The following is a 23,959-nucleotide window of genomic DNA, read 5'->3' as shown; positions in this document are numbered from 1 at the left end:
GTAATGACAAAGTCGCTTGGTAATTAAGGTACGACAGAATCGCTTGGTGATCACAATGAACTAATTCCCCTTTCTAAAACATTGTTGGACAGAAATGGCTTAGAGTTGATGCTCCAAGCCATGCAGTTCGATAAGCTGAGTTTGGTCAAAATCTAGCTCACAAAAGCCCATCTATACTATAAAAGAAGAAATAGTTATATCTTTACGAAATGCAGCATCGTTTGTATTTTTTTCCACTTCCACTTCCACAAGGACAAGGATGATTTCTCCCTATTTTTCTTGTGCTGTTTTACGCTGAGAACCAAAAGAAAGCTGATCAAGATTTTTTACACGATACCTAGGTGAAAGTGGAGGTAGGTTTGCCACTTATTTATCCATATCATCAGATTGACACCACTCTCTTTCATGATAAGTCGAAACCTTAGCCTCTCTCTTTTAGGGCTGAAACAGCAGTTAATCAGTTATCGAGATCCAAAACCTTAGAATTCATGACTAGAACCTCGCTATTGTGTCTACTCCACGGTTAGACGAACAAATATACGTAGGAACGCAATATTTACCACTTTTTATCAAGGTCTTCTGCATACAGCAGTATTGCTCTTTGGTATTCTTTTATTGACTGATTATCAGTTGTCGATACCAACAAATTAAGAAGCAAAGCGGTTGCCTCCTTATGTCTACCTAAGTTATATAAACACATCGCGTAAAAAGGCTGAGCTTCTAAATTACTTGGGAACTCGGTAATCGTTTGTTGAAAGTAATCCAGCGCATCTCCATAACAACCGAGGCTTCTGTAAGTGCTCGCTAAACCAAACAAAGCATCAAATCGCTCGTTAGGTGAAAGCAGCCCCTTTAATGCTAACCGATAGTGCTCTACAGCTTGTTGTTCTTTACCTTCGTTATCGTAGGACCAAGCAATATTCAAATGCGCGGAAGGCGCATAGGAGGAATTCGCTAACACCGTGCGTAATAACTGACGAGACTCTTTATAGCTCCCTTTTTTTCTCAGCAAGATAGCTTCATTTATTCTTGTTCTCATACGTGTGTTACCTCCCATTAACTATGCTACAGTTTCAAGAATTCTGTCCGTCTTATATTAATTTAGGCACTAACTAACCCAAAGAGTAACAAGGTTATGTACATTAGATTTATCGCTAGCAATAATGAAGAAAAACAGTTGCAGAATACTCATGGCATCATTACACAGGCGAGATTAATGCTCGAGGAAGATCTAATACTCCATGAATATCATAGAGAACATATCGAACAAATATTTTCTCAACTCAATTCCTCTTTACCTTGCCCACCATTTGAAGAAAAATCATGGCCACGAAATGCAATTTCTTGGTTTTTAGACTCTAGTACCCAATACATATCGATCATGTACGAGTTAAAGTACATATTAGAAGAATATGATACCAATGTCTCAGTATTACAATATTCGGATATAGGTACGATTTTATATAGAGATGATTTTCAAGCGGTGGCTAAGTCTAGCTTACTATAGCCCCAATATTCAGATCTATAATGACGTTAATTATTGCGATGCGCATACGTTAAAATGAGAACTGCAACCCAAGCTCATAGCTCACTTCCGCTTTCTCACGCTCTGCATATTCTAAATTTGCGACTAAGCCAGACACTGAGCCGAATTGAAAGACGTTATTCCACTTGAACTCATCTCTTGCTAGATCTAAGAAATCATGCTGATAGGAAACTCCCATCTGCCAATGATTAGCTATTTGTTTTCTAACCATCGCTTGACAGTATGTTCCATGCTCGGAATATGGTGAACTGTAATCACTATCAGCACGATAGTTTACTGCGCCACAGGATAAAGAACTTGCCATTACCCCTCCCAAACGCCCAATGAGTCCTCCGCCGGCTTACCAACTATCTACCTCCGAACTAAATCGAGTGAGAAAATCTGCTTTTCCTTCGATGAATACGTAATCGAAAACTTGAGCGCTGACATCTAAGTATAACCCTCCCATCGTCTTACTCTCTGTATTGTCATACTTATCGTTAAGGTAAGGTTTTAACGCCCCCGACTTAAAACTAGCTCCTTGTATAGCCAAATCCTATGTGCGAAAAATTATCAACGATCTCACTTGATGCAAAGCTTGAACATGAAACTATGCGATGCGTTCACATTTCCGTCGCTGTCTTAAGCATGTTTAAATTCCAGTGCCAATCCTATCTAGGCAGTCATACCACTTTAAAACATGGTTAGTCAGCATTTCCTCTGTGAAAGCGTTACTCGTAGACAGCAGCCACTTCAACGTTCCATAGACGATATAGTCTGAATACATGGGCGCATCGCCCGATAAATATCGTGTCTTAGCTAAATAAGATTCCAGTACTCTCATTTTTTTGAGTAAATCGGCCTTTGCTAAATCTTGGTTGTTGTTTTGTACATTTTCCAAGCTGTCCTGAAAGTGTTTCTCTCTAGAGGAACGAAAGTATTCTTTATCTCGATCTTTAAGCTTGCAGTAAATGTCGAAGATGGCAATTTTGGCAATGTCCGAATGTAATGATGCTGCCCACTCATGGAAAAAAAGTGCCATTAAACGCCCTTTTTTACCGCCAAATAATGAGGGTAATTCAGGGTAGTGAGCCTCAAGATAATCAGCGATGTTAAACGAATCAGAGAGTACCGTTTCACCATCTTTGATGGCGGGGAGTGTAGAAAATTGCCCCTTAAACTTAGCCTGAAGGTCGACAAAAGATAGGTCAGTGGTATCAAACGCTATATTTTTGTGTATCAAGCACATTTTCGTTCGCCAACAATAAGGACTGAATTTTAAGCCATCGTCCCCACACAGTTCGTAAAAAGTGATCATAAGTGTCTTACTCCGAGAGTTGCTAAATAGGTGTAATGGTTGTGCTGGGCACAGTGTGTTCAATCTTGAACGCGGTTCTCAGTCGAGATTAAGTGGGTTCTTTAACTGCTAGAATACCTGCGGCTCCGAGCAGTAAAGCACCACTTCCTCTGGTCACAGTGTTAAGAGATAGTCTGCTCGCATTAACAATGCGCCTGGCCGAAAATGCATAAAACATTACTAAGCTGAAATCAAGAAATGCCATGGTTGGGCACATCACCATCAGTTGAGGTAACACTGGCAAGTCAGGGTTGATGAATTGCGGAAAAAAAGCAGAGAAGAATATGATGGCTTTGGGATTACCAGCGGCGACTAAAAAGCCAGAATAGAACAACTTTTTGTTCGAGGCCTGCAAATCCGAGTCGTTGAGGTCTAAGCGCTCAACTTGTTTGGGTTTAACGAGGAGCATTTTTAGCCCCATGTAAACCAAGGTCATGACACCAAAGACTTTAATGACAGTAAATGCCATTACCGAACTCGCAAGGATGACTCCTAAACCCAAGGCAACTAACACCATTTGAATAAAGTTAGCAGAGATATCCCCAAGGGCGGTATATAACACACGTTTATGACCATATCTCAGTGCATGTGCAATACCTAAAAATATGCTAGGCCCCGGTGTTGCGGTAAGAATGAGGGAGGCTGCGACAAAACTGAGCCAAACGTTAAAATCCATTTTCTATCCTTAATTATCCGTTAAACACTGCAAACAAAATTGCCACTCAAACACTACCATACCAGCGATTACTCCAACCACATATTCACCAGAGACATGACACCCATATTGTTTGTTTCTGTGCCATACAAATTGTCCGCTCGAGTGACGGTGAAATGATTGCGCCAGAGAGGGCAATAATAATAGTTCTGAATAAGCCAATCCTCCGCTCGATACAGCTTGTGCAGAAATTCCTCACTGTCGTTACTTTCCTGCATGAGCATATCAATAAAGGTTAATAGGCTTTGTTTTCCACGTTCAGGCAAACATAGGCTAAACACATTGCCGCAAAGTAGCCATTCGTAATACTGGAACGTCAGGTCGTCGCCAAATACGTAACAGTCGTAAGAGACATCAACAGCCACATCTTGAGACTGTCCTTGAAGATATACCTGCCAAATAACCCCTTTTTGAGACAACGCATCAAGCAAAGGTTGCAACTCCCTCATATGACTGTCTACCACTTCAATGACCACCGGGCGAGCCGGCAGTTTCATGTCGTGATTGAACAAGTGAAATCCCTTGTCTTGATGGCAATCCATCACGCTGTTCGCTGATCTTTTTGGGCCATCAAGCGTAAAACGTCGACTATGATGAACAAGCCAGGCTCTTTCTTGAGCGGACAAGGCGTTTGCATGATGATGAAACTGAAAAACAGTACACCCACTGCGATCGACTTTTTGTGGCTGAGCGGGTTGAGATTCGCAATAGAGCAGTTCTGCCACGTGCATAGGCGTTTGAGGTTGTGCATCGCTACACCAAAACTCTACTCGTTCAATATGGCCACCAAAGCCAAAATAGTGGTTGTTACGAACCAAACTCCAATACTGTTTTTCCAGACTTTCGGCCCGATATGCTCCACACCCGATAGGTTTTGATGCCTGATAATCAAAAATCGCACTGTGAGAATCGGCTAATAAATGAAGCAAAACTGGGTCAGATTGACGCATAGAGAAAATGACCCACTGTTTATCTATGTCAATCCGCTCGACATGGCGAAATAAAATTTGATATGGGTGAGGCGTGTTGAGACGCATCTCGATATTTTTTTTGACCAGCTCCGGTGTCAGCGCTTCTCCATTGTGCATCATTATGTCAGTGCGAATGCGAAGACGGATTTGTTTGTCGCTGAAATGAAATTGGTGTGCGATGTGAGGCACAATATCATTTTGAATGGGGTCATAGCGCACTAAGGTATCGAACACGCTTTCGATCAATAAAATAGAACGAGCGGACTGTGCCAAATGTGGATGCCATTCAGGCAGCATATATGGCACTAAATACATTAAAGTGTTCTGCTTTTTCAGTTCCTGTTGTGCGTCCCCTAACCAGAGAGGTATGTGATCTTGAAACAGGTGGACTTCGCCAAATTGAGTGGCTAGCCGAAATGCCTGATTCATTCTGCCAGACCGAGCCATTTGCTCTAACTGAGTCAGCAGTGAGGCCTCAAAACTTTTGAGTAGTGTCAGTTTAGAACGATGGCCACGTCCCTGGCCCGCAGCCCAATGGATAAGCCCAAAACTCTCAAAGGCAGCCATTAGCTTACTCACGTACCTTTCTGAACAGACCAGAATTTCGGCAAGGGTGACGATATCGACATCATAAGTTTCATTGCGAAAAAAATGTTTCTCGAGTTGCTTTAAGCGTTGTAGATGACTCGTAGACAACGACTGAGAACCTACCATGTCAACCTCAAAAATATGTTCATTAGATACGACGGCTCACTCTGACACTTGACGAAATAACGTAAAATTGTTCTTTTTGTCATCTCAGAGTCCGAGTTTAATATAGGTGGACTAGCTGACCAACTAAGAAGCCCACCAAGAAAACTATACCAGATAAACGCGGACGGCTTTGAGTTTGTATCACTGTCATCGTTTGAGGTTGTTCTGGTAAGTACTGTTTCGCATTTAAAGTATAGAAGGTGTAATCTAATGGATTCATGGTTCACTCACACAGCAGGGGATCATGTCGCTATTATCAGTGAATAAACCCGAAGTAATAACGTTCGCTTTACTGTGAATAGTTCATCTTTTAATTAATAAAGGAAGGCTCTATTTTTCATCTGCCACCAAACCAACTAATTCAATAAACACGTAGAGGTAGATCAATCCCAGTCACATTCAATATTAGCAATCGACACTACATCTTCATCAGAGCAAACGTAGGTAGGCTTGCCAACATGGGGCTCAAAGGTTACGTAACCCGCTTTGTTCCTACCAAATCTCCTGACTCTGTTCATCGTGCGTAAGTATTGGGTACGTGAACGTACTACTCTAATGAACAGTATTCGAGCGTTACTGTCTAAATTCGGTCTCATTATTACGGGCGGACGATTTTCTTTAATGAAACCAGTTCCCCTCACGCTGGAAGATGCTGAAAACGAACTTCCACACTTAGATCGAACTGTTATTGCTGACGCGTACTATCACCTTGAACAACTTAACTAACGTATTGCGGATACCGAGCAAGTCTTCGATGCCTTTTCAAAGGTCAGTGATAATGTTCTACAGATCATGAAGCTCAGAGGAATTAGCCCACAAACAGCAACGGCTATTCTGGCCTCTATTGGCAACGGCTCTCAGTTTGTGAAAAACAGAGATTTTTCCGCTTGGCTAGGGTTAGTTTCGACGCAGTATTCAACCGGCGGCAAACCCAGATTGGGCAGGGTTACCAGACACGAAGACTAGTATCTACACACCTTACTCGGCTATAGTGCTAGAACGGTCATTGCTAATCTAGTTGATAAACAAGACAGGCTCAGTCAGTGGTGTCGAGGTGTGTTGGAACGACGAGGAATGAACCGAGTTATTGTCGCTCTTGCAGCAAAGAATGCTCGAACTATCTGGTCGCTATTACACACCCAAACGGAGCAAAATTTAAGTTATATGGATTACAATTTCTAGGCGAGAAAGTCTGCGTTTGAATGCGCCACAGACAACGAGTTAACTTGTTTTTGGACAAAACCTTGCCAGTACTTTTGCTAAATTAGAAAACCATCAATAACTAGGGGTATGTCAAATCTACTTGTGAAGAGCTAGTGCGATGAGTAGCATCGCACTAGCAAAAGTATTGGTTTAGGTGCGTATTAAGTGCCGTTATGTAAAATATGACGTTCCACACTCTAAATGTGAATGACTTAATGGTGGGTACTCTCTCAATAGCTTTGATCTTACTTCTTGAAAGTGACTCTGATTAGCCGACAACCAACTGCTCACATATTCATTAAATCTTATGTGCCTTTCTGGATTGGCGTTAACAGAACGTTGAAAGTGGCAACTAATAACAATCATTGCCCCTTCATATCTTTCTTCAGATGAGTGATTTGAGTTGTTGTATTTACTCCAGCCATTTCTTTTTTCATTTTCTAATCTTTCATATTCGCTCATATACCCTCATATAAAGTTTATTATCAATGAGAACCATCACAATTCAATGTTTGATATGCACGCTTAAAACCATCTAATGAATACCATACATTTAGATAATCAGATGATTTACCAATATAAGTTTTCACCTCAAACCCCATAGCATCTTCACCATTTAACTTGTTGAGATCAGAGTTGGTAAAAACGTATATATGACGATACCTCTCACTTCCTGATACCACATCAAAATATGAAAATTTTGGTTTCGCCAGTTTATTACCAAAAAAATCATTTACATGATAAGACGTAACTTTGGTTTCATACCTACCTGGTTCATAAGCTAAATATGGCTCAATCGTTAACTGAGTAGCTTTCGCAGAACCAGCATTACACTCCATAACAACTTTGATATTTTTATATAGAGAGTAAGACTCAGCATTTTTTACATTACCAGAGCCTTCCCAGTTATTAACTTTCCAATCCGCATGAGCTAATGATGATAGAGTTACAAATAACAAAAAAATTAATATTTTCATGGAGATATGCCTTAATTTTGAAATCCAATTATCTCAAACCAAAAAGCCAAGATCAAATTTGACGCTAATCTTGGTCTCAGACCAAAAATGTCACTATCTGCATCAAAAGTCTGTCCTGTCCTGTAGTCATTATTCCTATTATGGTAAATGCGCGAGTTTGCTATCAGAAACAGCCCTCAAACGCTCTTAGCGAAGTTTTTAGACACTTGATCAAGGCGATATTACTTCCATAACGCCTTGTAAGTTTGTGACGCTTTCAAAGCGATTGACTGGGCAAAAATTAGCAAATTCATTTGAGCTAAGAACTGCACTCTGCCCCCCATTTTTTTGTTCTTTGTGAGCTTTGGGTGTCAGATTAGTTCTATTTGGTCAAAATCCACTCGCATTTGAATGTAGACTTTTTGGCGAAACCAATTTTTGGGGCAGAAACTTTTTTGAGTAGTCGCACTAAAGGGCTCTTATCCCGAAGCAACTTAGATAACTTTATTCTAGCCCAATGAAACAAGACGCCTCCGACTCAAACCCCTTCTCTAAAAGGGCATAAAGCCAGCAGCATTCGCTGCTGGCTCATGTCATTGCTACTATCTGCTCTCAATCCATTCATCCAACTCATGCTCAACCCATGCTGAGGCTCGCTCTCCAAGCGAGACATTGCGTGGGAACTCCCCGTTAGCCATCATTTTGTAGATGGTCGACTTACTTAACTGCACTCTTTCTATCACTTCTTTTAAACGAACTAATCTCATGAAATTCTTCCTCTATGGTTATCACTCATGAGATAGAGTTGAAGTGTAAAAATTTCCCTAACCTAATATCAGCCTGTAGATATAGGACATCCCGTTATTGGTTTACCTTCCAGCCCGTAACATCAATCATACTTGTGCTGGTGGCCTCGCGGATTATGGTTGTCTTTTCTTTGACCTTTTTTCTCTCGGCTTTCTCGGCTGCCTTCCTTTCTTTTTAGATTTACTGACAAATGAACCTATCGTGCTTTGAACGTCAATATCATGATTTGTGCTGAGTTTGGCTTGTCTGCTTAGTACGAAGAACAAGCAGCGGTGTTGGTGGTCAAAATCCTCATGGTCTTTATTGAGTTCAATCAGGGGTTGAGTAAGAAAGGAGCAAAGTTCACTGATGTCGTATTGGCTTGTCTGTGTGGTCGTTGCCCACGTTCGCGTAATGTCTTTCGTCAGTTTTTTTCTGATTTGGTATTCATTTGCCATCGGTTGGTAGGAAGCTGCATCTAAAAACATCGTGAAGCGGTAGCTGATTGCGCCAGTGTCAGATATTTCCTTTTTCCATATCACGCTAATCTTATCCTTCTGTCTGTAATGGCAGAATCGATAAAACCACTGATTAAATAACGTCTTGGCTTGATGGTTGTACTTTCTGGGTATGCCTAGCCGAAACCGAAATACATAACTGTGACCAAAACGACTTAAGACACTTCGATAAGCAAAATAGAGTTTTTCTATCAGTGGCAGCGAAAGCCCCCCATCCACCGTATCGATTTGGTACTCACGGAAACATTCATTCTCAATCGTATTATCGACCATAACGTTTCTCCTGCTTTGCTTTCAACTCAGCCTGCTTGATTAACTTCTCATCTCGCTCTTGTATCTTTTCTAGTATCCAATTTTGGATATCTTGATATCGCCAACCAATGGCTCTTGCGCCTAGGGACACGGATTGAGGAAAAGTATTTTCCTCCATAAAGCTGTATATCGACGCTCTGGAAAGACCGCTGATATGAATCACTTCTTTAAGTCTTATCAAGCGATTCGGGTGTTCAGTGTTTGAATGGTTTGGGTTCATGGTTATTGCCTTTGTTGGTATCACTCAAACAAAGACGCAGGTCTGTATTTTTTATCTCAACAAGTCTCAGTCGGTCTCATAGTGGATTTGGATTCGATTGAAGAATTATTCACATCTATATCATTCCCTTGAGCACTGCATTTATTGATACAAGGAGAAGATATGGAAACGCTATATACTTTCAGCGCTCCCGTTACGGAGCACCAGATATTAGAGAAAGCCGTCGAGATCTTAGAGAGTCGATTGGTCAGCGGGGATGCCTTTACACGTCCGAATGACACGAAAGCCTTTCTACGCTGCAAGCTAGGAGAATATGAGAGAGAAGTCTTTGGGGTAATGTTACTCAACAACCAACATCAGTTGATTGAATTCAATGAGTTGTTCTTTGGCACGGTGGACAGTGCTTCAGTGTATCCACGAGAAGTGGTGAAGCTGGTACTTGAGAGAAACGCCTCAGCAGTGATTTTTGCTCATAACCATCCATCGGGTGACTCCAACCCATCACAAGCTGATAGACGCATTACAGAGCGTTTAAAGGATGCTTTAGCACTGGTTGGTGTGCGAGTACTCGACCACATTGTGGTGGGCAGTGATTGTGTCTCTTTTGCTGAGAGAGGTTGGCTATGAATCGTAGTATCAAACGTAATTTCAAACTCGACTTGTTCCACCAGCTTGTCAAGCTATTGATTGAGCAATATGACATCCCCACCGAAACAAAACGAGTGGCGCTTAATCTCAAGGTCGCAAGCTTCTATCGCAACCGAAGCGGGATACAACCGATTGAGGTACAGCTTGAACGAGCTAACACTAATGAGCCTTGGGAAGTGCGATTCATCGCTTCTTTTGATTACCCGACACCAGAAGCTGAGAGTGTTGATGTGGCTTTGTATTTCAACTTCAAGCATCAATGGTTCTACCAACCTGACATCCAACGATGTGAGCTCAATCGGCCTGAGGTGCAGTCGCTCTTCATTAGCTGGCTTAAGGCGTTCACCAATCACCTAAAGGCATCACAGTTCGATACACAGACGTTAACGGTCGTCAGTCAATTCTAGTCGTTGTCACTTCAAGCATCCCCCACCACATTCGATTCAAATCAAACTCAGGTACATATCATTGACCTGACCAAAACGATTGAAAGGAAAACCTATGAAATCTCAAACATTAACAATCACAGCGCCATACTCACCAGTCTCTCAGAAGCTTAAGAGTTTGTTGAAAAGCAAGATGGAGACATTCTGGAAACAGAACCCAACCAAGAAGGACGGTGAAAGCCTCACCATTAACTTTCGAGATACCACTTACAGTGCTGAAGCGGGAGGGTATCATCCTGTCGAAATCATGTTACTGAAAGAAGATGAGAGTCAGTATCAAATCCAATATCTCACTGACTTCGCTTACCAAGGCAACATCTACCCAGAACTTGAGCGTAATGTCGATTTTGATGTCGCTAACGGACAAGCGCTCATTGCCCCTATGGGATGGCAAAGCTGTCACAACCAAGCCATTGTGGAGTTCTACTCTCTCTGGGAAGGTAACTTTCTCGCTTACTTACAAATGGGAGCCTATGACGAGATTAAAATATCGATGAGCTAAAGACGCTATCGGCCAGATAGTGACGTACCCATCGCTAGGATGATTGCCATTCTATCAATCAGCCACCAGCAGTGACCTAACAATGACAACAAGGGATAAAGCCAGTACCACAGAGCAATTATCATTGGTGTTTGAGTTGTATCGACGCATACCACAAGGTCGAAAGGTGACGGCTAAGCAGCTTCAGGCTGAGTTAGCCGATGCAGGAATGTACCGAGGCATCAGAAGCGTACAGCGTAATCTTGATGTCATTGTCGATTATTTTGATGTCGACAAAGACACTCGAAGTAAACCTTTCGGTTACAGTCGCGGAATGTACAGCCAACCAACCTTAAGCGCTAGGGATCTTGTCTTACTACAGCTTGCTAAAGCAACCCTTAGTCAGCAACTTCCATCATCCTTAGAGTACGCCATTGATTTTACATTCAGCCTGTTACGAGCTCAGCCACGCTCCTACACAGGAATGAAACCACCACAAGGAGACACAAGCAAAGCACATGCTGCGATAGATGAACTAAACGCACCCGACCTGCTAGGGGAGTTTTTCGAACCCATTTCAGTGGCACTGGTTCATCAAAAGCAAATCACGCTTACCCTTAAATCCGGTGAGCAGATAGAGCAAGTTTCACCTGTTGGTATTACGACCACCACAAGTGAGCTTTATCTCGTCTACCAAAACACATTCAACGATTACGACGACCTTCCTTTAACCTGTATTGCTAAGCTGAAAGTACTGACCTTCTACTTTGATTACCCGTCAGATTTTCACTTACAACAATATCAACTCAAGTCAGAGCCTCAGCGTTCGGCTCTACAAACAACCAATATCACTCAGTTGATTGCATCGGACAGATAGTGACGCAAGCAGTGATACCTTACTTCTGTTTCACAAATTCAATGGAACCTACAGGGCACTTACTCCCTTTCATGTTCCATTGAGCCATAGCGCAATCAAAGTAAAGTATGGGCACTAATCTTACATCAACTCCATTAGGTTAGTGTGCAAGGCAGAACTGTGCTTTATGAGTGGCTGCGCCATCAACCGTCTTTAGCTAAGACGAGCAGTGTTAAGGGGGACGGCCGCCCCCTTAGTATGGCCTAGTCGAAACAACCTCATCTGAGACGCATATTATTAAAGAAAACCCTGTTTTTCGACCATTTGCGTTTACCCCACCAGTCGTCACTTCGTTGAGTTTTACCTAATTAATACACACATCTCAATTGGAGAATCATCATGAAATCAATCATTACTAAAGTTATCACACTAGCCGCTTTAACCCTTTCAATGAACGTAAGTGCTGCCAGTGCTATTGATGCACTCAGTGTCGAATCGATTAAAGCCACCCTGACACCTGAGCAGATCCAACAATCTCTCAATCACTGGAAACAGAATGAACTGAAGCAGCTCGAATCACGCGCACAGGCCATCTCAGATAGAGCACCTATTGAAGCAAGACGAGAGCTAGTGGAATCTCAAATAGAGCAAGAATACAAACAGACAGCGAAAGCCTTAGGCTTGTAGTCTGTTGATTATCAGAAAGGAGCATGATGCTCCTTTTTTTTGCCTTAGTATCGCAAATAGGGACTGACTCTTTTCTCTGGAGGAACGTAGTGAGGGCTTTTCTTCATTTCAGCTTGCTCTCGCTTGAAGTTGCTCTGGCTAATCATATTCAGTAGATATTCGTCGACTTGAGATTCCTCCCAAGCTACCGCGCGATAGGCAATTTGAATACTTGCAGGAAACTTACCAGAAGCAATTAAGCGATAGAGTGTCGCTTTGCTCAACCCTGTTTTATCGAGAACTTCACGCATTCGAATCAATCTCATCATGACCTCTGTATCTTGTTGTAAAAGTAATGACTTCCTTGGATGCCAAGATATCTAGCCCCATAGGGAATCAAGTAGTCTCATACAATAAAGAACAACCACAGAGTTTATTTCGCATAGAAAGCCATACCACCAGACTACGTATGGTTCTAGCATCCTAATGACCCCATCAAGTATCACTGTAACCAACTTACTCAGTCACGAACCTATTCACAGAGAGAGCGTATCCATTGATTAAGAATGATGAATGAAGCTAGGTGATATGACTTCTAGATAGAATGTCATTGAATTGATTATTGCAGACATTGGTTAGTATCAGAGTCTTGAGGACTCTTCTTGGTTGAGTAGTTCTTTAGAAAAAGAAGAAAAGAAAAAGATTTATAATGTTGTCGCATAGTCATGCTCCTCTAAGCATTATAAATCCTACCCAGTATTCTCTACTCACTTAATCCAGCAGACACAACTGAATCTCTTCAGTCATGCCTGCTAGGTAAGAGCATCATGCTGATGCAGACACTCTCTATACAATAGGGGTGAGATGAGTATTTTTTTATTTAACCATGTTGAGATGCGAGCTTAGGCACGAAAATCTTTTTTATATCCTGAATTGAGATCTTTGGATCAACGTCTTGAACTTTCTCTGCAATGAGCAGAGTGACTTCTTCATCTTTATCCGCCAGCAGTTTGACATTCTGCCGCTTTCCATCTCCGAGTGCGAATCGGATTGTGTATTGAAAACAGAACTCTTCAAAAGCTGCGACAGGAACGACAACGCATTGATTGATGCGCTGCTCTCCCTGACCACTTAGCTTAAGTAGTTTTTTGTAGCGTTCAGCCATGTTGAACCCAAGCGTTAAAATTAATCGGGTTAAAACGATGTGTTGCCAGTATAAAAGGGAACTACCTTGCACTTTATCATCAATGCTCAGTACATCGCTTAAGAAGAGTGAGTCATCCAAAAGTCGTTTTGTTCGTTGAAGTGGTGGCAGTGCATCTATTACTTGCTGCTGTTTGGTAAGAGGAACTGATTTAGAGAGTGAGAGCAACTGAGTAAGCCTTTCGCTACATTGATTAACTTGGAGGTCACCAATACGATTGAAAGAGTGTAGCATGAGCTCAGAAGCCACCTGACAAACCCACTGGTGCAAATGGTCATGAAATATTGGGTTGCGGAAAAAATGAATCACAGGCTGGATAGGAAAGTCCTCCATGACTTTACCCATAACATCAGACCACGGATAATATTTAAGCTTGCCTTGGTGAGTTGTCTTTCTGTCAATATCCCGAGTATCTCTATAGGCCTCAATTAAACACGTCACTTCTGTTCTTTCGCTGTAGTCGTGCGGAATATTATTGAAATCCAAAAGAAACGAGCTTACTTTCTCAAAACTGTCTTTAAGAAAAGGATGGTCAATGTTTAAGTAATAACTTCCGTTCGTACGTCCAAACAATTCTTTCCCGGTCATGCCTGTAATGTGGCGCTTCACTAAGCCTAGCTTTTTGAGGGTGTTCAATTGAGACTTAAAACGCTCTGCGCTGATGTTGCCCATCATCTTACGGATCTGTGTGGAACTCATCTCTTCGATGACCCCTAGCTTATTGCTATGCAGTAGTAACAAAGTCAGAAATAAACGATTAGATGCTCGGAACGGTTGACGTTTTTTGATGCCGTTACTGTCATTTATTTGTGGTTGAATTTCCTCAATTAGGTTTGAGAGTTCGTTACCCAACAGTCGTATTATCGCTGGATTTTGGGTAGCCATAACCTTTGGCAGTATCCCGAAGTCATCATGACTGAGTAGTACTTTGTTGGTTAATGTGTAGCTGTTTTTGCCGCGACCTTTTAGTGCGTACTGCTCTCTAACCCTGACACTTTGGGTACTTCTTAAGGCTGAAAAAAGAGATGAAACCGTGTTGGTACTTATACCAAAACTTTCTGATATCTCAAGGGCTTTATTACTAAATTCACTTCCAAACCCATGACTTCTAACAAGGCAATATAATAAGTAAATTTCTTCTGTTTTCATATTCTTTAACTACTGTTAATGTGGGCGATTGAGTTTTTAATATAGGGTATATATAACAAATTGTAACCTGTTTTACTCAATGTTTCGCTATCGGTCTCATGACATGTTCTAACAATTGTTTTGATACATGAATTCATGAGAAATTCGATTCCGTTTGAATTTAGTAATCAAGAGTATTACCTTGTCCCTAACGTAGATCATGAGCAGGTAAATAATGTCAGAACCGAAGCTAAATCCTAAGATGAAAAAGCGCTTAGAATGGATAAATAAGAACGATGAATTAATGAGGTCATGGCTAGTGGACTACATCCAACAACACGACTGGAAGCCCCCATTTAACAGTAAAGAAGAAACAGAGCTTGATTATATTAAACAGTTTTTGAATGATGCTCGTTTCTGTGCAGAAACAGCTCAAACCCGAGAGGAATGTCGTAACATGAAATCGGCATGGAATCGATGGGAAAAAAGGTATAACAACAGAAAGAGTAAAACTATAGTTGAGGGTAATTACACTATCTCAATGGTTGCTAGAAAAGAATTGGAGCGACTAGCAAAACAACAAACTTGTAGCTTTAGTAAAGTACTCGATACATTGTTGAGAAACGCCAAAGAAATGGAGTCCCTTCAGAAGAAACTTGAGAAACATTTACAAGAAGAGAACGACGGACTACGTATGGACACTGCTTTCCTTGCTACTTTTTTTGATACTGATTTCCCACACCAACAAGCTCAAATCATGACTCAAGATTTACGAAAAGAAATGGAAACCGATAAAAAACAGTATCAAGAAGAACTTAGAGAGCTCAAGAAAGAGCTAAAAGAAAAACAAACCAAGATAGCAGAGTTAACTGCGATTATTGAGGACTAAGGTGGACCTAATACAGCCAAGCCCAACTAAGGAGTTAAACCTTAAGCTGGGCAATAAAAGCTAACAACTTCTTGATAACTCATCTAAGTAATCTGCCCACTCTTGCATTAGCTTTGTTCTTTCGGCTAAGTAAAGTGAACGATTGTAAGCTCTTGAAGTTGCGGAGCCTGTCAAGTGAGCTAGTTGAACCTCGATAACCTCTGAATTCCAACCTTTTTCATGTAATATTGTAGAGGCGCTACTCCTAAAGCCATGTGCTGACATTACATCTGCGGCATAGCCCAAGTCCCGCAAGCGATTGGTCAGGATATTCTTACTCATAGGCTTACTGCTATCTCTTTGATTTGGAAATACAAGCTCAGAGTAACCAGTGTACAATTTTACATCTTGTAATTGTTGGATAACTTGTTTTGACATCGGCACCAAGTGATCTCGACTGCGCTTCATCTCTTCCGCTGGAATCCTAATCAAGCACGCCTCAAAATCAATATACTCCCACTTCAAGTTTCTTATTTCCGTTGGCCTTAAAAAGACTCTAGGGATCAACTTGAGCGCCTCAACGCTGCAATAGTTACCAGTTGGTGTGGTATCAATATCCTTAATCAATTGACCAAGTTCACTAGGATTAATAATTGCTGCTCGATGTTGAACTTTGGGCAGGGGTTTTAATATATCACCAAGCGGTAAGCCCTGAGCGGGATTGCTTCGTGTTAGACGATGAGCTAATGCATAGCCAAACACCCTATTGATGACAGCAAGTATGTTAGGAGCTTTCTTAGGCACACCAGCGCCCTCAATAGCTAACATGAGATCCGTGATGTGCCCAGCATCAATCTCATCAATATGAAGGTTACAGATACCTTTAGAGTCAATCATTAGCCAACGTCTAACCCGGGCGGCATGATCCGTTGACCAAGAATCTTTTTGCTGCTCCCACCACTTTATAGCCACTGCTGAAAAAAGCTTATTTTGGTCAACACTCTTACTACGCTTCCTCTCCCTTCTCTCATCCATGGGATTGATACCGCTCACTAACGATGCTCTTGCTTCATTTGCTAACTTACGAGCTTTAGTGAGAGTTACTGTGGGGTACTTTCCTAGCGCCATTTCTTGGTACTTCGATGAGTACCTAAAACGAAAACGCCAGAGCTTTGATCCATTCTTTTTTACAAACAAAAACAATCAGTTACCATCAGATTTCTTTATCTGAGACTTACCTTTAGGACACGATAATTCCTCTATATCCTTTACTGTTAATGGCATTCAGAGCTCCAATGCGGGGTACAAAATGAGGGGGTTCACCAAAATATATCACTAAATTTGAAAGTTAGGAAACATACGATACCCCGCATTACCCTCACGATTTTCATAGAACCAGCTATACACCCTTGGACTTTACTAGACGATAAATATAAAAAAAGCCCGTAAACACTGGGCTTACGAGCTCTTAATGGACTTTACTGGATTAAGTCAGGTCGTTTACATCATGCCGCCCATGCCACCCATACCGCCCATGCCACCCATATCAGGCATTGCAGGGCCAGAATCTTGAGGTTTGTCTGTGATCATCGCTTCTGTTGTGATCATAAGACCCGCAACGGATGCGGCGAACTGAAGTGCAGAACGAGTTACCTTAGTTGGATCTAGGATACCCATAGCAATCATGTCGCCGTATTCGCCAGTAGCCGCGTTGTAACCGTAGTTACCTTCGCCAGCACGAACATTGTTAGCAACAACAGACTCTTCATCACCTGCGTTCTTAGTGATTTGACGAATAGGCGCTTCCATTGCACGTAGTGCAACACGGATACCTACGTTTTGCTCTTCGTTGTCGCCTTCAAGGCCAGCAACTTTAGATGCAGCGCGGATAAGTGCAACACCACCACCAGCAACCACACCTTCTTCAACAGCAGCGCGAGTTGCGTGAAGTGCATCTTCTACGCGGTCTTTCTTCTCTTTCATCTCAACTTCAGTTGCAGCGCCTACTTTGATTACTGCAACACCGCCAGCTAGCTTAGCTACGCGCTCTTGAAGTTTTTCTTTATCGTAGTCAGACGTTGCATCTTCGATTTGTTGACGAATTTGAGAAACGCGACCTTTGATCATATCTTCATTACCCGCACCATCGATGATGGTTGAGTTTTCTTTAGTGATCGTAATGCGCTTAGCTTGACCTAGGTCTTCTAGCGTTACTTTCTCAAGGTCTAGGCCGATCTCTTCAGAGATAACCGTGCCGCCCGTTAGGATAGCGATGTCTTGCAGCATAGATTTACGACGGTCGCCGAAACCAGGTGCTTTAACCGCAGCCACTTTCACGATGCCACGCATGTTGTTCACAACAAGAGTTGCTAGCGCTTCGCCTTCTACATCTTCAGCGATGATAAGAAGTGGACGAGATGCCTTAGCAACCGCTTCTAGAGTCGGAAGAAGTTCACGGATGTTCGACACTTTCTTGTCGATAAGAAGAATGAACGGGCTATCTAGATCAACAGAACCGGCTTCTTGGTTGTTGATGAAGTAAGGAGATAGGTAACCGCGGTCGAACTGCATACCTTCAACTACGTCTAACTCGTCTTGCAGAGCCTGACCTTCTTCAACCGTGATAACGCCATCACGACCTACTTTTTCCATCGCTTCAGCAATGATGTTACCTACTGTCGAATCAGAGTTCGCAGAGATAGTACCTACTTGCGCGATAGCTTTTGTGTCTGAACAAGGAACAGAAAGGTTCTTCAGCTCTTCAACAGCCGCGATAACCGCTTTGTCGATGCCGCGCTTAAGATCCATTGGGTTCATGCCAGCAGCAACCGCTTTTAGGCCTTCAGCGATAATAGACTGAGCCAATACTGTTGCTGTTGTTGTTCCGTCGCCCGCCGCGTCATTCGCTTGCGAAGCCACTTCTTTAACCATTTGTGCGCCCATGTTTTGGAACTTGTCTTCAAGTTCGATTTCACGTGCAACTGAAACACCATCTTTAGTGATAGTCGGTGCGCCAAATGATTTGTCTAGAACAACGTTACGGCCCTTAGGACCCAGCGTTACTTTTACTGCGTCAGCCAGAACGTTTACACCTTCTAACATTTTAATACGTGCGTCGTTACCAAATTTAACGTCTTTAGCAGCCATCTTAATTTCCTTTAAAATTCTTTATTCAGTCAGTTCAGTTTTATGGGTCGGATTACTCAACGATCGCCATGATGTCGTTTTCAGACATGATCAGAACTTCTTTGCCGTCGATCTTTTCAGTTTTAGTGCCGTAGCCTTCAGAGAAGATAACGGCATCGCCAACTTTAACGTCCAATGGTTGTACTGAACCATTTTCTAGAATGCGGCCTTTACCAACAGCTAGAATAGTACCGCGCGTTGATTTTTCAGCGGCAGAACCAGTTAGAACGATGCCACCAGCAGATTTAGATTCAACTTCTTGGCGCTCAACGATAACTCGGTCGTGTAGAGGACGGATATTCATCGGTCGTATCTCCTGATAATTTCCATTTAATTTGATAGTTGCCACGATTGGCATGGGGTTAAAGAGTATGTTGGGGCGATGTAGAAGAACCCAAGGGGGGAAAGAGACTTTTTGTGAGGAAACTCAAACAACAATAAATGAGAAAGAAAAATGGCTAGTGAAAAACACTAGCCATTTAAAATTTAATCTTCTTTTCTAAACGCAAAGCGTATTAGAACAATTGCAACGCCAAGCATACCGCCTAACAATGTTCCAAGAACAACTATCAAAGCACGTTTAGGTTTATCTCGAGTGGTTGGTTGTTCAACATTGCTTAGATAGCGAAATGCTTGAAAATCAACAGTTCGATCGATTTGAATACCGTCAAGCATGGCTAGCTGAGCTGTTATTTGTTGGAGGCGAGGCTCTAAAACCGTTAGATTTTTTACAGACTCCAAAATTTTTATTTTTTCTTGCAAAGCTTTTGAGCCAAGTTCAATTGCATAAAAATCTCTTGCGTTACCACTTAAAAGAGGGGTATCTACACCGGCTGCTTTGGCAATTTTCAAGGCAGACTGCGCGCGCTCGATTTCAGCGAGCAACTTATTTTTAGCCTTGCTTTCAAGAACTGTTTTTTGTTGTAGTAGCTCGTTACGCTCACCAAAAACGAGAGCTTCAAGGTGATCAAATACATCTTCACGAACTTGAAGCTCAGTGAAAACAATATAAGAGCTTAATAAATCAAAGCTGCTTTCTTTTGTTATGGATTGAAAACTCAGAACATATGGCGCATCTTCGTCCTTCTTATCAGCTAATGACGCAGAGATCCTTTCTAACCACTCTATATAAAACTTACGTTCAGCACCTTCAGTTATTTCAGAATCATTCGCAAAGTGATTATCTTTAATATCTTGAAACTCAGGGCTTTCATTTAAGAAAGCTTGCTTATTATTACTTGAATTAAATAAATCGACAAACCGTTGATATATAACTTGAGAATCAACTAAAGAATCGAGTTCTTCACCACCTCTAGCTGAGCCATTTGATTGATAAATAAAGAAAATAGGTTGAAATTGTTTCACTTGCTGCTGATACATCATTCTATCTTGAAGTTCAGCTTTTGTAATCTCGGCTTCAGAAGACCACCATTCTTGAGCCAGTAAAGCAAAACCAATAGCACTAGACGTAAATAAAGCGGTAACCAAAATAATTAAGAGCTTACCATCCCACAAAGCTTTAAAAAGCTGTCTAAGGTCGATCTCATCATTTGGAATGTACATCGGCGGATTTTGTTGGGTATACGACTGTGGTTGTGTGTGCTGCTTCACTGTAAATCTCTCAAAATATCGAAATTGATAACGGCAGAATCCTATCACACCGTATACCGTTAGTAATGTGTGAATTGTAAACTTTATGAAAGCGATCTTCAGACTATTCACAATTCACTGTACTCTACTCATATTCTAGTTCAATCGGCGTTTTACATGCAAGATAAGCACGGGCTATTAACCGCCCCTATTGAGAGTACATTGCGTACCATGACCATACCGACCATATTCGGTATGGTGGCGATCTTAATGTTTAACCTCGTCGATACTTTCTTTATCTCGTTGCTTGGTACTCAAGCCTTAGCAGCGGTGAGCTTTACCTTTCCAGTCACCTTTGCCATCAACTGCATTACTATGGGTATAGGCATTGGCTTATCGACGTGTATTGGGCGGTTACTTGGCCAAGGTTGCGCGAAAAATGCGGCAAGGTTTACCTGTCACTGCTTATTGCTTGCGGTGCTGCTTGTTGGTTTTGCATCAACACTGGGCCTAGTAACGATAGAACCTATGTTTACTCTGTTAGGTGCTGAACCTGAGTTACTGCCACTAATATCCGAATACATGTCAGTCTGGTTTTTAGCGATACCGCTGCTTGTTATTCCTATGGCAGGGAACAGTGCGATACGAGCGAGTGGTGATACCAAAACACCCGCCAAGATCATGATGCTGGCCGGCTTGATTAACGGCATTCTCGATCCTCTATTAATCTTTGGTTACGGCCCTTTCCCTGAATTAGGGATTCAAGGCGCAGCCATTGCTAGCGGATTCAGTTGGTTTGGTGCGTTGTGTGGCTCACTGTATGTATTAACCATGCGAGAAAAACTGCTTGCTCCGCCCAAAGTGAAAAACCTCATCGATGACTGGCGACAGATCTTAAAAATAGGCACCCCAGCGGCTCTATCTAACGCTCTGAACCCACTTGCTGGCGCTATTATCATGATGATGTTAGCCAAACAAGGAACCGAAGCTGTAGCTGCTTATGGTGCAGCCCAACGCATTGAATCGATTCTTATCATTGTGTTGATGTCTCTGACCTCTGCCCTCACGCCTTTTATGGCGCAAAACTTTGGCGCTGATAATCCACAACGTAGTTTCAAAGCTCTGTTTTTAAGCATGCGATTTGCCATAATGTTCCAAGGGCTAATTTTCTTAATGATGGTGCCATTGAGCATCCCTTTAGCTGCCCTATTTTCTCAAGAAGAATCCGTACGAGGCATCTTGTGGCATTACCTGTTAGTCGTTCCCTTTAGCTATGGGTTCCAAGGTATTGTGATGATGCTGATCAGTGGCATGAATGCCATGCATCAACCACTCAAAGCCTTTCAATGGAGCTTCATGCGTTTGTTTGTCTTTACCTTGCCCTTCGCGTGGATAGGCAGCCAAATTGATGGTGTCGAAGGACTGTTTATTGGTTTAGCCTTGGGGAACATTGTCGGCGGAGTTTCAGGGTATTGTTTCGCGCTTCGTGTGAAGACTCAAACTAGCAAATAACTCTCTGTCATTCCCTACAGAGAGGGACGAGCGTGATAGAGAATCTCTCTTTGTGTTGAACACCGAATATGAATACATGGCATGAGATTCCAGATATTTCGTTCCTCAATTCTGGAATGACGAAATCATTAAGGCCTTTGTCTAATCTATTTTTAAGCTCTAAAAGATCTTCGTATCCCTATTACCAGCATCCACATCTCGCATCTATTCTCCAGACTACAGATACAAAAAACGGCCACACTTACATGCAGCCGTTCTAGTATTCGATGAAAGTTAAACTATTTATCTAAAACAGTCATTACTTAACTACTTACTACTTAACGATCACGTCACCTGACATTTCAGCTGGGATATTAATACCAGACAGAGAAAGCATCGTTGGTGCAAGGTCAGACAGTTTACCGCCTTCTTTGAACTCAACGTCTTTGCTACCTACATAAATAAGTGGAACTGGTAGGTTAGTGTGCGCCGTGTGGATACCGCCCGTTTCTGGGTTTACCATCATTTCCGCGTTACCGTGGTCTGCAGTGATAAGCAGTTGGCCATCCGCTTCTTTGATTGCTTCAACCACTTTGCCAAGACATTCGTCTAGCGACTCTACCGCTTTAACCGCTGCATCGTAAACGCCAGTGTGGCCAACCATGTCACAGTTAGGGAAGTTACACACGATAGCGTCGTATTTGCCGCCTTTGATTGCTGCAACTAGCTTTTCAGTAAGTTCTGGTGCGCTCATTTCTGGCTGTAGATCGTAAGTCGCGACTTTTGGAGAAGCAACAAGTTGACGCTCTTCGCCTTCAAACTCGTCTTCTTTACCGCCGTTGAAGAAGAACGTCACGTGCGCGTATTTCTCTGTTTCAGAGATACGTAGCTGCGTTTTGCCTTCTTTCGATAGCCATTCACCGTAGGTGTTCTCTAGAGAAGCCGGTGGGAATGCACATAGAAGTGGGATGTCTGCTGCGTATTGAGTCAGCATCACGAAATCGATCGCTGGGAATACGTTACGAGCAAAACCATCGAAATCAGGAACGAATGCACGTGTGATTTCACGAGCACGGTCAGCACGGTAGTTCATGAAGATAACTGCATCGCCATCAACGATAGCTGCAGACTCTTCGCCTTCCGCTTTAATTTCAGTCGCTTTAACGAACTCATCGTTTTCGTCACGAGCGTAAGCCGCTTCTAGGCCAGCAACCGCAGTGTCGAATGTGAACTCTGCTTTTGCTTGAGTCAGCAGGTCGTAAGATTCTTGAACGCGATCCCAGTTGTTATCACGGTCCATTGCGTAGTAACGACCAATAAGCGAAGCAACACGGCCTTTACCCAATTTGGCGAATAGCTCTTGGAAACGTGCCAGTGTGTTTTCTGCACTACGTGGCGGCGTATCACGACCGTCTAGAAAAGCGTGTAGGTAGATTTTTTCTGCGCCACGCTCTGCAGCCATTTCAACGGTTGCATAAATGTGGTCTTCATGAGAGTGAACACCACCAGGAGACATAAGTCCCATGATGTGTACTGCTTTCTCGGCTTTCACTGCTTTATCGATAGCATTGACTAACACTTCAGTTTGAGCGAACTCACCATCTGAAATTGACTTAGTGATACGAGTAAGATCTTGGTATACCACACGACCTGCACCGATGTTGGTGTGACCCACTTCAGAGTTACCCATTTGGCCATCAGGTAGGCCTACATCTAAGCCAGAAGCCGAGATTAGCGTGTTAGGTTGGTTAGCAATAAGACCGTCTAATACAGGTGTATTAGCGTTCGCGATAGCGTTATCTTGGTTGTCTTCACGGTAACCGTAACCGTCAAGGATCACTAGAGCCATTGGCTTCTTAGCTGACATAGGATTGACCTCGTTCAATTCAAAATAAATCGGTATAAAAACAAATTAGCGTAATTTTACTACAGTTTACAGTCAAAACTGTAGTAGAAGATCAAGAAAGGGCGCAGGTAGGATGATCAAATATGAAAAAAAATGTCATTTCATCTTGTATTAATACATAAACAGTAGTCGTAATAACCGAACAAAAAAAGAGGTCAATAATATAATTACTG

The 23,959-nt window shown here is 42.3% G+C and carries 24 protein-coding genes and 2 pseudogenes; 8 read left to right on the top strand and 18 right to left on the bottom strand.

Annotated elements, in window-relative coordinates:
• Nucleotides 1-556 precede the first annotated feature (556 nt).
• From ACED42_RS13710 to ACED42_RS13685, 6 genes and pseudogenes are all read right to left on the bottom strand, one after another.
• Nucleotides 557-1,039 (bottom strand): tetratricopeptide repeat protein, encoded by a 483-nt coding sequence (locus tag ACED42_RS13710; RefSeq protein ID WP_017103369.1) that lies wholly within the window; start codon nucleotides 1,037-1,039, stop codon nucleotides 557-559.
• Nucleotides 1,040-1,556: 517 nt separating this feature from the next.
• Nucleotides 1,557-2,139 (bottom strand): annotated as a pseudogene (locus ACED42_RS13705) (hypothetical protein).
• A 38-nt stretch (nucleotides 2,140-2,177) separates the two neighbouring features.
• A complete protein-coding gene (locus ACED42_RS13700; RefSeq protein ID WP_017053113.1) occupies nucleotides 2,178-2,843 on the bottom strand; it encodes a glutathione S-transferase N-terminal domain-containing protein in 666 nt (221 codons plus the stop codon).
• 88 nt (nucleotides 2,844-2,931) lie between these two features.
• Nucleotides 2,932-3,558, bottom strand: a complete 627-nt coding sequence (locus ACED42_RS13695) for a LysE family translocator (RefSeq protein ID WP_017053112.1) — start codon at nucleotides 3,556-3,558, stop codon at nucleotides 2,932-2,934.
• A gap of 68 nt (nucleotides 3,559-3,626) precedes the next feature.
• The gene (locus ACED42_RS13690; protein ID WP_017103371.1) at nucleotides 3,627-5,282 is read right to left on the bottom strand and encodes an SgrR family transcriptional regulator; all 1,656 of its coding nucleotides are present in this window, start codon (nucleotides 5,280-5,282) and stop codon (nucleotides 3,627-3,629) included.
• A gap of 97 nt (nucleotides 5,283-5,379) precedes the next feature.
• Nucleotides 5,380-5,541, bottom strand: coding sequence for a hypothetical protein (locus ACED42_RS13685; protein WP_017053110.1), 162 nt, complete (start codon nucleotides 5,539-5,541; stop codon nucleotides 5,380-5,382).
• 259 nt (nucleotides 5,542-5,800) lie between these two features.
• Between ACED42_RS13685 and ACED42_RS13680 the strand changes: the two are divergent.
• Nucleotides 5,801-6,503, top strand: a pseudogene (locus ACED42_RS13680) (IS110 family transposase); the annotation flags it as partial.
• 192 nt (nucleotides 6,504-6,695) lie between these two features.
• On the opposite strand, the gene ACED42_RS13675 reads toward ACED42_RS13680, so the two are convergent.
• The 5 genes from ACED42_RS13675 to ACED42_RS13655 all read right to left on the bottom strand — a co-directional run bounded on the left by ACED42_RS13675 (nucleotide 6,696) and on the right by ACED42_RS13655 (nucleotide 9,316).
• Nucleotides 6,696-6,986 carry a hypothetical protein gene (locus ACED42_RS13675; protein ID WP_133151482.1) on the bottom strand — a complete coding sequence of 97 codons (291 nt, stop codon included), beginning with the start codon at nucleotides 6,984-6,986 and terminating at the stop codon, nucleotides 6,696-6,698.
• A gap of 23 nt (nucleotides 6,987-7,009) precedes the next feature.
• Nucleotides 7,010-7,501, bottom strand: a complete 492-nt coding sequence (locus ACED42_RS13670) for a hypothetical protein (RefSeq protein ID WP_017099651.1) — start codon at nucleotides 7,499-7,501, stop codon at nucleotides 7,010-7,012.
• A 581-nt stretch (nucleotides 7,502-8,082) separates the two neighbouring features.
• Nucleotides 8,083-8,247 carry an AlpA family transcriptional regulator gene (locus tag ACED42_RS13665; protein WP_102250018.1) on the bottom strand — a complete coding sequence of 55 codons (165 nt, stop codon included), beginning with the start codon at nucleotides 8,245-8,247 and terminating at the stop codon, nucleotides 8,083-8,085.
• A 153-nt stretch (nucleotides 8,248-8,400) separates the two neighbouring features.
• The gene (locus ACED42_RS13660; RefSeq protein ID WP_102250019.1) at nucleotides 8,401-9,057 is read right to left on the bottom strand and encodes an inovirus-type Gp2 protein; all 657 of its coding nucleotides are present in this window, start codon (nucleotides 9,055-9,057) and stop codon (nucleotides 8,401-8,403) included.
• Nucleotides 9,047-9,316, bottom strand: coding sequence for an AlpA family transcriptional regulator (locus tag ACED42_RS13655; RefSeq protein ID WP_017081608.1), 270 nt, complete (start codon nucleotides 9,314-9,316; stop codon nucleotides 9,047-9,049). Before ACED42_RS13655 ends, ACED42_RS13660 begins: the two co-directional genes overlap by 11 nt.
• A gap of 162 nt (nucleotides 9,317-9,478) precedes the next feature.
• Here ACED42_RS13655 and radC point away from each other — a divergent pair, with 162 nt between their 5' ends.
• From radC to ACED42_RS13630, 5 genes are all read left to right on the top strand, one after another.
• The gene (radC, locus tag ACED42_RS13650) at nucleotides 9,479-9,943 is read left to right on the top strand and encodes a DNA repair protein RadC (RefSeq protein ID WP_371702930.1); all 465 of its coding nucleotides are present in this window, start codon (nucleotides 9,479-9,481) and stop codon (nucleotides 9,941-9,943) included.
• Complete coding sequence (locus ACED42_RS13645) at nucleotides 9,940-10,371, top strand: DUF2787 family protein (RefSeq protein WP_371702929.1); 432 nt, start codon at nucleotides 9,940-9,942, stop codon at nucleotides 10,369-10,371. Before radC ends, ACED42_RS13645 begins: the two co-directional genes overlap by 4 nt.
• A 94-nt stretch (nucleotides 10,372-10,465) precedes the next feature.
• Complete coding sequence (locus ACED42_RS13640; protein WP_102250021.1) at nucleotides 10,466-10,912, top strand: DUF2787 domain-containing protein; 447 nt, start codon at nucleotides 10,466-10,468, stop codon at nucleotides 10,910-10,912.
• A gap of 82 nt (nucleotides 10,913-10,994) precedes the next feature.
• Complete coding sequence (locus ACED42_RS13635) at nucleotides 10,995-11,768, top strand: hypothetical protein (protein WP_241909274.1); 774 nt, start codon at nucleotides 10,995-10,997, stop codon at nucleotides 11,766-11,768.
• A 378-nt stretch (nucleotides 11,769-12,146) separates the two neighbouring features.
• Entirely contained in the window at nucleotides 12,147-12,434 is a 288-nt protein-coding gene (locus tag ACED42_RS13630) for a hypothetical protein (RefSeq protein ID WP_102250023.1), read from the top strand.
• A gap of 44 nt (nucleotides 12,435-12,478) precedes the next feature.
• Here ACED42_RS13630 and ACED42_RS13625 read toward each other — a convergent pair whose 3' ends face one another.
• Together ACED42_RS13625 and ACED42_RS13620 are read right to left on the bottom strand one after the other, a co-directional pair.
• Nucleotides 12,479-12,742: a helix-turn-helix transcriptional regulator gene (locus tag ACED42_RS13625; protein ID WP_371702927.1), complete on the bottom strand. Its 264-nt coding sequence runs from the start codon at nucleotides 12,740-12,742 to the stop codon at nucleotides 12,479-12,481.
• A gap of 551 nt (nucleotides 12,743-13,293) precedes the next feature.
• Complete coding sequence (locus tag ACED42_RS13620; protein WP_371702925.1) at nucleotides 13,294-14,766, bottom strand: hypothetical protein; 1,473 nt, start codon at nucleotides 14,764-14,766, stop codon at nucleotides 13,294-13,296.
• Between the two features lie 214 nt (nucleotides 14,767-14,980).
• On the opposite strand from ACED42_RS13620, the gene ACED42_RS13615 reads away from it, so the two are divergent.
• The gene (locus ACED42_RS13615; RefSeq protein WP_371702923.1) at nucleotides 14,981-15,634 is read left to right on the top strand and encodes a hypothetical protein; all 654 of its coding nucleotides are present in this window, start codon (nucleotides 14,981-14,983) and stop codon (nucleotides 15,632-15,634) included.
• Between the two features lie 60 nt (nucleotides 15,635-15,694).
• Here ACED42_RS13615 and ACED42_RS13610 read toward each other — a convergent pair whose 3' ends face one another.
• The 4 genes from ACED42_RS13610 to ACED42_RS13595 all read right to left on the bottom strand — a co-directional run bounded on the left by ACED42_RS13610 (nucleotide 15,695) and on the right by ACED42_RS13595 (nucleotide 20,410).
• A complete protein-coding gene (locus tag ACED42_RS13610) occupies nucleotides 15,695-16,810 on the bottom strand; it encodes a tyrosine-type recombinase/integrase (protein WP_371702934.1) in 1,116 nt (371 codons plus the stop codon).
• Nucleotides 16,811-17,113: 303 nt separating this feature from the next.
• A complete protein-coding gene (gene groL / locus ACED42_RS13605) occupies nucleotides 17,114-18,760 on the bottom strand; it encodes a chaperonin GroEL (RefSeq protein WP_012603091.1) in 1,647 nt (548 codons plus the stop codon).
• Between the two features lie 52 nt (nucleotides 18,761-18,812).
• The gene (locus ACED42_RS13600) at nucleotides 18,813-19,103 is read right to left on the bottom strand and encodes a co-chaperone GroES (protein WP_371702921.1); all 291 of its coding nucleotides are present in this window, start codon (nucleotides 19,101-19,103) and stop codon (nucleotides 18,813-18,815) included.
• A 182-nt stretch (nucleotides 19,104-19,285) separates the two neighbouring features.
• A complete protein-coding gene (locus ACED42_RS13595) occupies nucleotides 19,286-20,410 on the bottom strand; it encodes an LPS O-antigen chain length determinant protein WzzB (protein ID WP_371702919.1) in 1,125 nt (374 codons plus the stop codon).
• Between the two features lie 156 nt (nucleotides 20,411-20,566).
• Between ACED42_RS13595 and ACED42_RS13590 the strand changes: the two genes are divergently transcribed.
• On the top strand, nucleotides 20,567-21,901 hold the full coding sequence (locus ACED42_RS13590; RefSeq protein ID WP_371702917.1) for an MATE family efflux transporter: 1,335 nt from the start codon (nucleotides 20,567-20,569) through the stop codon (nucleotides 21,899-21,901).
• Between the two features lie 313 nt (nucleotides 21,902-22,214).
• On the opposite strand, the gene gpmM is transcribed toward ACED42_RS13590, so the two are convergent.
• On the bottom strand, nucleotides 22,215-23,747 hold the full coding sequence (gene gpmM, locus ACED42_RS13585) for a 2,3-bisphosphoglycerate-independent phosphoglycerate mutase (RefSeq protein ID WP_269336588.1): 1,533 nt from the start codon (nucleotides 23,745-23,747) through the stop codon (nucleotides 22,215-22,217).
• Nucleotides 23,748-23,959: the final 212 nt, after the last annotated feature.

Origin of the sequence: Vibrio sp. FF145 (assembly GCF_041439075.1) — a bacterium.
Taxonomy (GTDB): domain Bacteria; phylum Pseudomonadota; class Gammaproteobacteria; order Enterobacterales; family Vibrionaceae; genus Vibrio; species Vibrio tasmaniensis_A.
This window is presented reverse-complemented; position numbering and strand designations above follow the sequence as displayed.

Bases quoted from the DNA above. Each gene is read 5' to 3' on its own strand.
- ACED42_RS13710 (WP_017103369.1), bottom strand. From the start codon at position 1,039: ATGAGAACAAGAATAAATGAAGCTATCTTGCTGAGAAAAAAAGGGAGC.
- ACED42_RS13700 (WP_017053113.1), bottom strand. From the start codon at position 2,843: ATGATCACTTTTTACGAACTGTGTGGGGACGATGGCTTAAAATTCAGT.
- ACED42_RS13695 (WP_017053112.1), bottom strand. From the start codon at position 3,558: ATGGATTTTAACGTTTGGCTCAGTTTTGTCGCAGCCTCCCTCATTCTT.
- ACED42_RS13690 (WP_017103371.1), bottom strand. From the start codon at position 5,282: ATGGTAGGTTCTCAGTCGTTGTCTACGAGTCATCTACAACGCTTAAAG.
- ACED42_RS13685 (WP_017053110.1), bottom strand. From the start codon at position 5,541: ATGAATCCATTAGATTACACCTTCTATACTTTAAATGCGAAACAGTAC.
- ACED42_RS13675 (WP_133151482.1), bottom strand. From the start codon at position 6,986: ATGAGCGAATATGAAAGATTAGAAAATGAAAAAAGAAATGGCTGGAGT.
- ACED42_RS13670 (WP_017099651.1), bottom strand. From the start codon at position 7,501: ATGAAAATATTAATTTTTTTGTTATTTGTAACTCTATCATCATTAGCT.
- ACED42_RS13665 (WP_102250018.1), bottom strand. From the start codon at position 8,247: ATGAGATTAGTTCGTTTAAAAGAAGTGATAGAAAGAGTGCAGTTAAGT.
- ACED42_RS13660 (WP_102250019.1), bottom strand. From the start codon at position 9,057: ATGGTCGATAATACGATTGAGAATGAATGTTTCCGTGAGTACCAAATC.
- ACED42_RS13655 (WP_017081608.1), bottom strand. From the start codon at position 9,316: ATGAACCCAAACCATTCAAACACTGAACACCCGAATCGCTTGATAAGA.
- radC (WP_371702930.1), top strand. From the start codon at position 9,479: ATGGAAACGCTATATACTTTCAGCGCTCCCGTTACGGAGCACCAGATA.
- ACED42_RS13645 (WP_371702929.1), top strand. From the start codon at position 9,940: ATGAATCGTAGTATCAAACGTAATTTCAAACTCGACTTGTTCCACCAG.
- ACED42_RS13640 (WP_102250021.1), top strand. From the start codon at position 10,466: ATGAAATCTCAAACATTAACAATCACAGCGCCATACTCACCAGTCTCT.
- ACED42_RS13635 (WP_241909274.1), top strand. From the start codon at position 10,995: ATGACAACAAGGGATAAAGCCAGTACCACAGAGCAATTATCATTGGTG.
- ACED42_RS13630 (WP_102250023.1), top strand. From the start codon at position 12,147: ATGAAATCAATCATTACTAAAGTTATCACACTAGCCGCTTTAACCCTT.
- ACED42_RS13625 (WP_371702927.1), bottom strand. From the start codon at position 12,742: ATGATGAGATTGATTCGAATGCGTGAAGTTCTCGATAAAACAGGGTTG.
- ACED42_RS13620 (WP_371702925.1), bottom strand. From the start codon at position 14,766: ATGAAAACAGAAGAAATTTACTTATTATATTGCCTTGTTAGAAGTCAT.
- ACED42_RS13615 (WP_371702923.1), top strand. From the start codon at position 14,981: ATGTCAGAACCGAAGCTAAATCCTAAGATGAAAAAGCGCTTAGAATGG.
- groL (WP_012603091.1), bottom strand. From the start codon at position 18,760: ATGGCTGCTAAAGACGTTAAATTTGGTAACGACGCACGTATTAAAATG.
- ACED42_RS13600 (WP_371702921.1), bottom strand. From the start codon at position 19,103: ATGAATATCCGTCCTCTACACGACCGAGTTATCGTTGAGCGCCAAGAA.
- ACED42_RS13590 (WP_371702917.1), top strand. From the start codon at position 20,567: ATGCAAGATAAGCACGGGCTATTAACCGCCCCTATTGAGAGTACATTG.
- gpmM (WP_269336588.1), bottom strand. From the start codon at position 23,747: ATGTCAGCTAAGAAGCCAATGGCTCTAGTGATCCTTGACGGTTACGGT.